The following is a 6,050-nucleotide window of genomic DNA, read 5'->3' as shown; positions in this document are numbered from 1 at the left end:
TGTGAAGACACAAATGGAGGCAAGATTCAGAAATACACTTCTTGCGACTTAAGTAAGTAACCCTATAATATTATTCTTTCAACCCATCATAAATGAGTTCATACATCTCTGTCCAGAAGCTTTCCCCTCTAAACCCACTGATCTGAGTCATACCCACAAATACCATTTGTTCTTGTGGGTCGATGAAAAACTTGGTGTTAAAATATCCACTCCACTCATAGGTGCCCGGAGATTTTGGGCTTCTTTTAGTGGGTTTATCCTGGTACAGTTGAAAGCCAAGAGCAAAGCTTCCATCGGGGCCTTTTGGGTAATTTTCATAATCATTGATCACTGTTGGCAATTGGTCTCGGGTCATCTCATTGAGGGTTTCTTTTTTGAGTAGTTTACCTCCTCCCATCACAAGGGTTTGTATAAATCGGGCGTAGTCAATAGCAGTGGAGCTCAGGCCAGCCCCTCCGGCAAAAAAGTCGCGTGGGCCTTGTTTGGGGTAGTCAGTAAAAGCAGACATGCCTAGTTCATTGGTGTTTTTAAAGCTTTCACCTACTTTAACCATTACCGGTGTAAGCCGGGTATGTAACGACTCCGGCAGGTAGAAGTGCGTGTCTGGCATGCCTACCACATCAAATATTTTTTCTTTGAAATAAATATTGAGCTTTTGGCCCGATACAACCTCAATAATGCGTCCCATTACGTCCATGTTGAGTCCGTAAGAAAACCGATCGCCCGGTTGGTGGGCCAGTGGTACTTTGGCCAGCCGGTCAATCCATTCCTGGGTGGTCCACTCTTCATGTGAGAAACCCACATTCATTTGGTGTTTTTGGTATACAGCCATGAGCTTGCCCGGATTGAACGATCCGTAAACAATACCTGAAGTGTGTGTCATGAGGTGTCGAATGGTAACCGGCCGATCTACAGGTACTGTAATGTAAGAGGAATCGGCCGGATTAAACTCATCCAGAACTACCTGATTGCTAAACGAGGGAATGTATTCATAGACCGGATCGTCCAAATTTACCTTTCCGGCTTCTACTAACTGCATCATGGCCACAGAAGTGATGGCTTTGGTCATAGATGCAATTCTATAGATCGACTCATTAGCATAGGGTTGGTTTGGTCCGCTTTCGCCAAAGCTCTTATGGTATACAATGCCTCCGTTTCGAGCAAGTAGAAAGGTGCCTCCCGGTATGACATCGGCATCTATCGCCTTTTGAATGTGTTGATCGAGTTGGGCTTCAAACGAGGAACTAAATCCTTGTTTTACAGGGGCAGAGGTGGATAATATGTTTGGTTGTTGTTCAGTGGTCTGCTGGCAGCTCGCTAGAGCGTAAAGAAAGAGGCAGAAGATCAGTAGTTTGGCTTTCATGGTCATGCGGTTTCTTCCAAGTTATAAAAAGTGTTTTGTTTTTGGGGCGATTGATTTACCAATGAATGGCTAAAGAAACAGGTGGTTGTAGAATTTTGTAAATTCCAGAGATAACTGCTTAGCATGCACGCAATTTTTATTTTTTCATGGGTGATCGGATTCTTTTTTTCGATTCCCCACAAGTGGAACTCTGAGTATGTCAATGAAGACCTCGTGCTTCATTATGCGAACCATTGGGTGCTGAGGCCGGTAGATGGCACCACCAAAAGAAACCTGTTGCTCGAAACAGAGAAGTTTAGTGCCTGGAGTCCCCTGATGCCTGATGAAGATAGAAAAACACTCAGGCTTACCATGCCCAGTTCAATGTATTATGGCAAGAAGGTGTCGTTGCGAAGGTTAGAACGTGAGCTAAAAAAGCAGGTCAAAAGTCAAAAAGAGTCGGCCGAGTGGATGAGTAATGAAGACGGTTTAAAGGATGGTGTACCCTTTATTCGTGTGGTATTCAGCTACAAAACCGGACGGGCCTATGAGGTTGTTGAATGCTACCTGTTTGCTGTGCACAACAGGCCGTATGCATTGTATATGACAGCCAGCCGTAAAGAGTATCACACTCAGCGTGATCGTTGGGATGAGGTATGGGAGAGCCTTCAGTTTAAAAAATAGTGAGCCGTTGTGAACCAGCGGCTTCTTCTTACGACTCTAGGGTAGTCTATGACAAAGCGTTCAGATCAGGTTTTTGATGAATTGCTGTTGCTTCAATGCCAACAAGGTGACCAAAAAGCAGCGGGTCTACTGTATAAACGATGGAACCCCAGGGTATTGAAGTGGTCTGCAGAGCTTCTTCGCGATGATGATCTGGCACAGGAAATTGCTCAGGAATCATGGATTACGATCTTTAAGGGCTTAGGCAGTCTTAAAAAGTTAAGCCTCTTTCGGTTTTGGGCATACCGCATTGTGTATCGCAGAGCCATGGATTATTACCGGAAGCAAAAGCGCGAACTGGAGCTTGAACGAGAGGTTGAACTCGAATTTTCCGGACCCGACAGTCAAGAGGGGAGAGAAGTAGATAGGGTGGAGCTGATGCTGAAAGCTATACAGGCACTTCCACTCAGACAGCAGCAAATACTACGGCTCTTTTATTTAGAGCAGTGCAGCGTAAAAATAATTGCCGGGCTAATCGATTTGCCTGAAGGTACGGTTAAGTCCCGGTTGTTTCATGCCAGACAACAATTGAAAGAATTAATAAACGATATGAGCTATGAATAGTACAGAAAAAGAGCTGGATGCGCTTATTGAAGAGGCGCTAAGCAAAGAGGAAGCCCGCTATTTCGAAGAAATGGGTGAACAGAGTTTGCCGCAGATGCTTTTGGGCTTGTTCAAAGGTAAAAACAGTTGGTTCAATATAATGATCATGATTGTGCATTTGCTGGTATTTGCGGCAAGTATCTACACTTTTATTGAAATGCTAAACAGCGAGCAAGTGACTCAAAAATTAGAGTGGATGTTTTACACCCTTATTGGCTTTATTGCCATGGCCATGCTCAAAATCTGGAGCTGGAATCAGCTGGATAAGAATGCGCTTTTGAGGGAGATTAAAAGGCTGGAATATCAGGTAGCCTTACTGAGCAAGAAGAAGTAATGGCGAGCCGATAAAAAAAATAAAGCCTCATACACTACGTATGAGGCTTGTTTGTGGGCCCACCTGGGCTCGAACCAGGGACTTTCTGATTATGAGTCAGATACTCTAACCAACTGAGTTATAGGCCCTAAAAGAGTTTCAAGTTTTATGATCAATGCTTGAGGTTTACTTTGAACCTTAAAGCATAAACTTTGAACTCAATCTCCCCTTGAAAATGGGAGTGCAATGTTACATATTTGATGTTAATTAAGCAACGCTCATGCAAACAGAAATATCAAATTTATCCTACATCATTTTCGATCTTGGAGGAGTTATTATTGACTTGGACGTGGAAGCCACCTACCAGGCGTTTGCGCAACTGTCCGAAATGCCGCTCGATAGGGTAAAGGAATTTGCCGCCAGCGAGGAGTTTTTTAAGCAGTATGAACGAGGAGAAATTGACGACCCAACCTTTAGGGCCCACTTGCGAGAGGGTTTGAGGTTTACCGGAGGAGAGGCCTTATTGGATGAGGCCTGGAACGCAATGCTCGGCCCCATTGCTGCTGAGCGATTCAAGAAGCTGGAGGAACTGGCCAATAACTATTCACTCTTTGTTATGAGCAACACCAACGAAATACATGTTAGACGTTTTCTGCAAATTGCCAGACATACTTCTCCGCATAAAGACTTTTACGACTATTTTAAACAAGTATATCTCTCACAAGAGGTAGGTGCAAGAAAGCCCGAACCTAAGGCCTGGCAGGTGATACTGGATGATCATGGGTTGATTCCCTCCCAAGGGCTGTTTATTGATGATAACCTCAGCAACATCAATGCCGCTGCGGCTTTAGGACTCAATACTTACCATAATCAGTCAGTAAACGACTGGATGAAACTCTTTTAGAGTCCGGCTTCGCGGTATGCCACTATGCCGCCTGTCATATTCACCACTCGGGTAAAACCTTGCTGTTTTAGGTACATCTGAGCCTGAGCTGAACGGGCTCCGGAGCGGCAGTGCACTATTATTTCTTCATTTTTTAACGAAGTCAATTCTTCCAGTTGGTTTGGCAATTCAGCCAATGGTATGTTTCTAGCACCGAGGTTGTCTTCTTCATACTCCCAGATTTCGCGTACATCGATGAAGTGAAACGATTCTCCATTGGCCAGTCGCTCACTAACCTCTTTTACGGTGATGTTCTCCATGCCTAGTCTTTTAGTATTATTCGTTTATAGCTTACTTTTCCTCCTTGCCTAAAGCGCAGCAAATATATGCCTTTTTTGTTCATGCTCAGGTCTACTCTTACCCCATTGGTAACGGTGCTGAGCTGATAGCTGGCTTCCTGCCCCCAGTTGTCGTAAACTTGTAGTTGGCTGAGTTCTCCCTCAATAAAGACTACACCTTCTGTAGGGTTAGGGTACACTTTTATAGGTTCATTGGGGGCGGCTTCACTGCCGGGAGTATTGGCCGCAATGGTCTTGTCGAACCTTGGTCGCATCAGAAAGCTACCTCTCACATATTCGTTCTCTCGCCATTGGCCACTTACATTGTAGAACATACGATTGCCGGTATCTGTGTTTTTGTCCAGACCGACAGCCAAAAACTCATTGGTTGCCTGTTCGAACCCTATGTATATAGTGTCTTGTACAAAGATGGGAGTCTCCAACTTGTAGCTCCTTAGCTCTCCAATGGTGGCAGGTCTTAAAACACTGTAAGACGACCGAAAAAGAACAGACTCCGGGTCATTATCCAAGCGGCTCCAAACCATTAGCTCTATGGGTTGGCCGGCTTGTTGAACAAACGGAAAATTAATGTCAATATGAGTGAGCAATGCTTTTTGTTCCAAAGAGAAGGAATAGGCCAGCTTGCCTCCCCGTTGGTTGATGCCTGCTGCAAAATCAGGTTCACCATCATCATAGGCCAGATAGTCATCGAGTACTGTCACTATACGAACCGTATCATTAAGCCGGTAGTCTATATTGGTGTTGAAGGTGGTGTCAACCCCGGGGTTTATGTCTTCAATAAAGTAATTGTCTCCTGAGCGGATGTAATAGGTGGTTTCCAGCCAAAGAGAGTCGGCCAGTGCATTGAGGTTGCTGGCATTGAGGGCTCGCGAAGTAAAAGTTCTGCGCTCAAAGGCACCTGGTAGTGGATTGGCCAGTTTGTTGTCGTTTAAAACTTCAATTTCTTCATTGGCTACAAGGTCTCTAACTATAGTAGAAAACTGAATAGGCTGAAACTCCGAGTTAAGGTTATAGAATTCGGCATGGGTTTCTATAAGATACCGTGAAGGATTGGCAAAAAATTGTTCGGTGGGCATGGCCGAATAGGGGGCAGTAAGAAAGCTCGGGCGCTTGGTAAGCGCGCGGTCTCTATAGGCAATGTCATCAGGGTGTCGCGAATCATTAAGGTAGACATAATCCAGCAGCCAGGTGTCAAAGGCTCCGGACAACCGACTGTAGGCCTGAAACCGAAACTGGAAGCTGTCATGAAAAAAGCGAGAAGGTACTTTTACCAGCTGCTGAAAGAACTCTCCGGTTTCCAGATCTTTACCTCCTCTGGTAGACCATACACTTTCCCAGGTATCGTTGGCAGTTTTAAACTGTAGGGCCAGGCTGTCGTTCTCATCTGGCAATTCACCATGGCCGGTTACCTGCCAAAAAAAACTTAAAAATACTGAGTCTTGCTGACTGGCCGGCAAATTGGCCAGATTGATGGGTTGCGAGGTGAGCTGATCCGTGGCTCCGTTAATCAGGCTATTGGCATCGTAAGGAGAACCATTGGCTCCAACACCGTCAAAAATAGCAACGTTCAGAGTGGGAGCGTTTATGCCAATACTGCTGCTCACTCTTACATTTTCTGGCGATTGCCACAGCTGTGTTGAGGGCACAAACCCCGATGTTGAAAAGTCGTCCCAAAAAGGCAGGCTCAGCACTTGGGTTGCCTGACTTGCCCGTGGTTGCATTTGGCTTTTACCACTGTTTTGGGCCGGCAAGGGTACTTCTATTATCTGCCCCTGAGAGAGCAGATTTATACATAGAAAACCGATGAGCCAGGCTGCTTTATTCACT

7 protein-coding genes and 1 tRNA gene are annotated in these 6,050 nt (G+C 45.2%); 4 read left to right on the top strand and 4 right to left on the bottom strand.

What is annotated here, in order from left to right:
- Positions 1 to 70: 70 nt before the first annotated feature.
- Complete coding sequence (locus B3O12_RS07620) at positions 71 to 1,363, bottom strand: serine hydrolase domain-containing protein (RefSeq protein WP_286755851.1); 1,293 nt, start codon at positions 1,361 to 1,363, stop codon at positions 71 to 73.
- Positions 1,364 to 1,486: 123 nt separating this feature from the next.
- On the opposite strand from B3O12_RS07620, the gene B3O12_RS07615 reads away from it, so the two are divergent.
- From B3O12_RS07615 to B3O12_RS07605, 3 genes are read left to right on the top strand one after another with little or no spacing between them, the layout of a single operon-like run.
- Positions 1,487 to 2,026 (top strand): hypothetical protein, encoded by a 540-nt coding sequence (locus B3O12_RS07615; protein ID WP_286755850.1) that lies wholly within the window; start codon positions 1,487 to 1,489, stop codon positions 2,024 to 2,026.
- Positions 2,027 to 2,074: 48 nt separating this feature from the next.
- A complete protein-coding gene (locus tag B3O12_RS07610) occupies positions 2,075 to 2,629 on the top strand; it encodes an RNA polymerase sigma factor (protein WP_286755849.1) in 555 nt (184 codons plus the stop codon).
- Positions 2,622 to 3,002, top strand: a complete 381-nt coding sequence (locus tag B3O12_RS07605; protein WP_286755848.1) for a DUF6768 family protein — start codon at positions 2,622 to 2,624, stop codon at positions 3,000 to 3,002. The genes B3O12_RS07610 and B3O12_RS07605 overlap by 8 nt, the downstream gene beginning before the upstream one ends.
- A gap of 54 nt (positions 3,003 to 3,056) precedes the next feature.
- Here the strand turns inward: B3O12_RS07605 and B3O12_RS07600 are convergent.
- A tRNA-Ile gene (locus B3O12_RS07600) sits at positions 3,057 to 3,130 on the bottom strand.
- A gap of 131 nt (positions 3,131 to 3,261) precedes the next feature.
- Between B3O12_RS07600 and B3O12_RS07595 the strand changes: the two genes are divergently transcribed.
- Complete coding sequence (locus B3O12_RS07595; protein WP_286755847.1) at positions 3,262 to 3,885, top strand: HAD family hydrolase; 624 nt, start codon at positions 3,262 to 3,264, stop codon at positions 3,883 to 3,885.
- Here the strand turns inward: B3O12_RS07595 and B3O12_RS07590 are convergent.
- Positions 3,882 to 4,184: a rhodanese-like domain-containing protein gene (locus B3O12_RS07590; protein WP_189629635.1), complete on the bottom strand. Its 303-nt coding sequence runs from the start codon at positions 4,182 to 4,184 to the stop codon at positions 3,882 to 3,884. The genes B3O12_RS07595 and B3O12_RS07590 overlap by 4 nt on opposite strands.
- 2 nt (positions 4,185 to 4,186) lie before the next feature.
- On the bottom strand, positions 4,187 to 6,049 hold the full coding sequence (locus B3O12_RS07585; protein WP_286755846.1) for a T9SS type A sorting domain-containing protein: 1,863 nt from the start codon (positions 6,047 to 6,049) through the stop codon (positions 4,187 to 4,189).
- Between the last annotated feature and the right edge of the window lies 1 nt (position 6,050).

The organism is Roseivirga sp. UBA838, from assembly GCF_002296035.1.
Lineage (GTDB): Bacteria > Bacteroidota > Bacteroidia > Cytophagales > Cyclobacteriaceae > Roseivirga > Roseivirga thermotolerans.
The sequence above is the reverse complement of the archived record's forward strand: the minus strand, read 5'-3'. Positions and strand labels throughout refer to the sequence as shown.

Bases quoted from the DNA above. Each gene is read 5' to 3' on its own strand.
- B3O12_RS07605 (WP_286755848.1), top strand. From the start codon at position 2,622: ATGAATAGTACAGAAAAAGAGCTGGATGCGCTTATTGAAGAGGCGCTA.
- B3O12_RS07610 (WP_286755849.1), top strand. From the start codon at position 2,075: ATGACAAAGCGTTCAGATCAGGTTTTTGATGAATTGCTGTTGCTTCAA.
- B3O12_RS07595 (WP_286755847.1), top strand. From the start codon at position 3,262: ATGCAAACAGAAATATCAAATTTATCCTACATCATTTTCGATCTTGGA.
- B3O12_RS07590 (WP_189629635.1), bottom strand. From the start codon at position 4,184: ATGGAGAACATCACCGTAAAAGAGGTTAGTGAGCGACTGGCCAATGGA.
- B3O12_RS07620 (WP_286755851.1), bottom strand. From the start codon at position 1,363: ATGAAAGCCAAACTACTGATCTTCTGCCTCTTTCTTTACGCTCTAGCG.
- B3O12_RS07615 (WP_286755850.1), top strand. From the start codon at position 1,487: ATGCACGCAATTTTTATTTTTTCATGGGTGATCGGATTCTTTTTTTCG.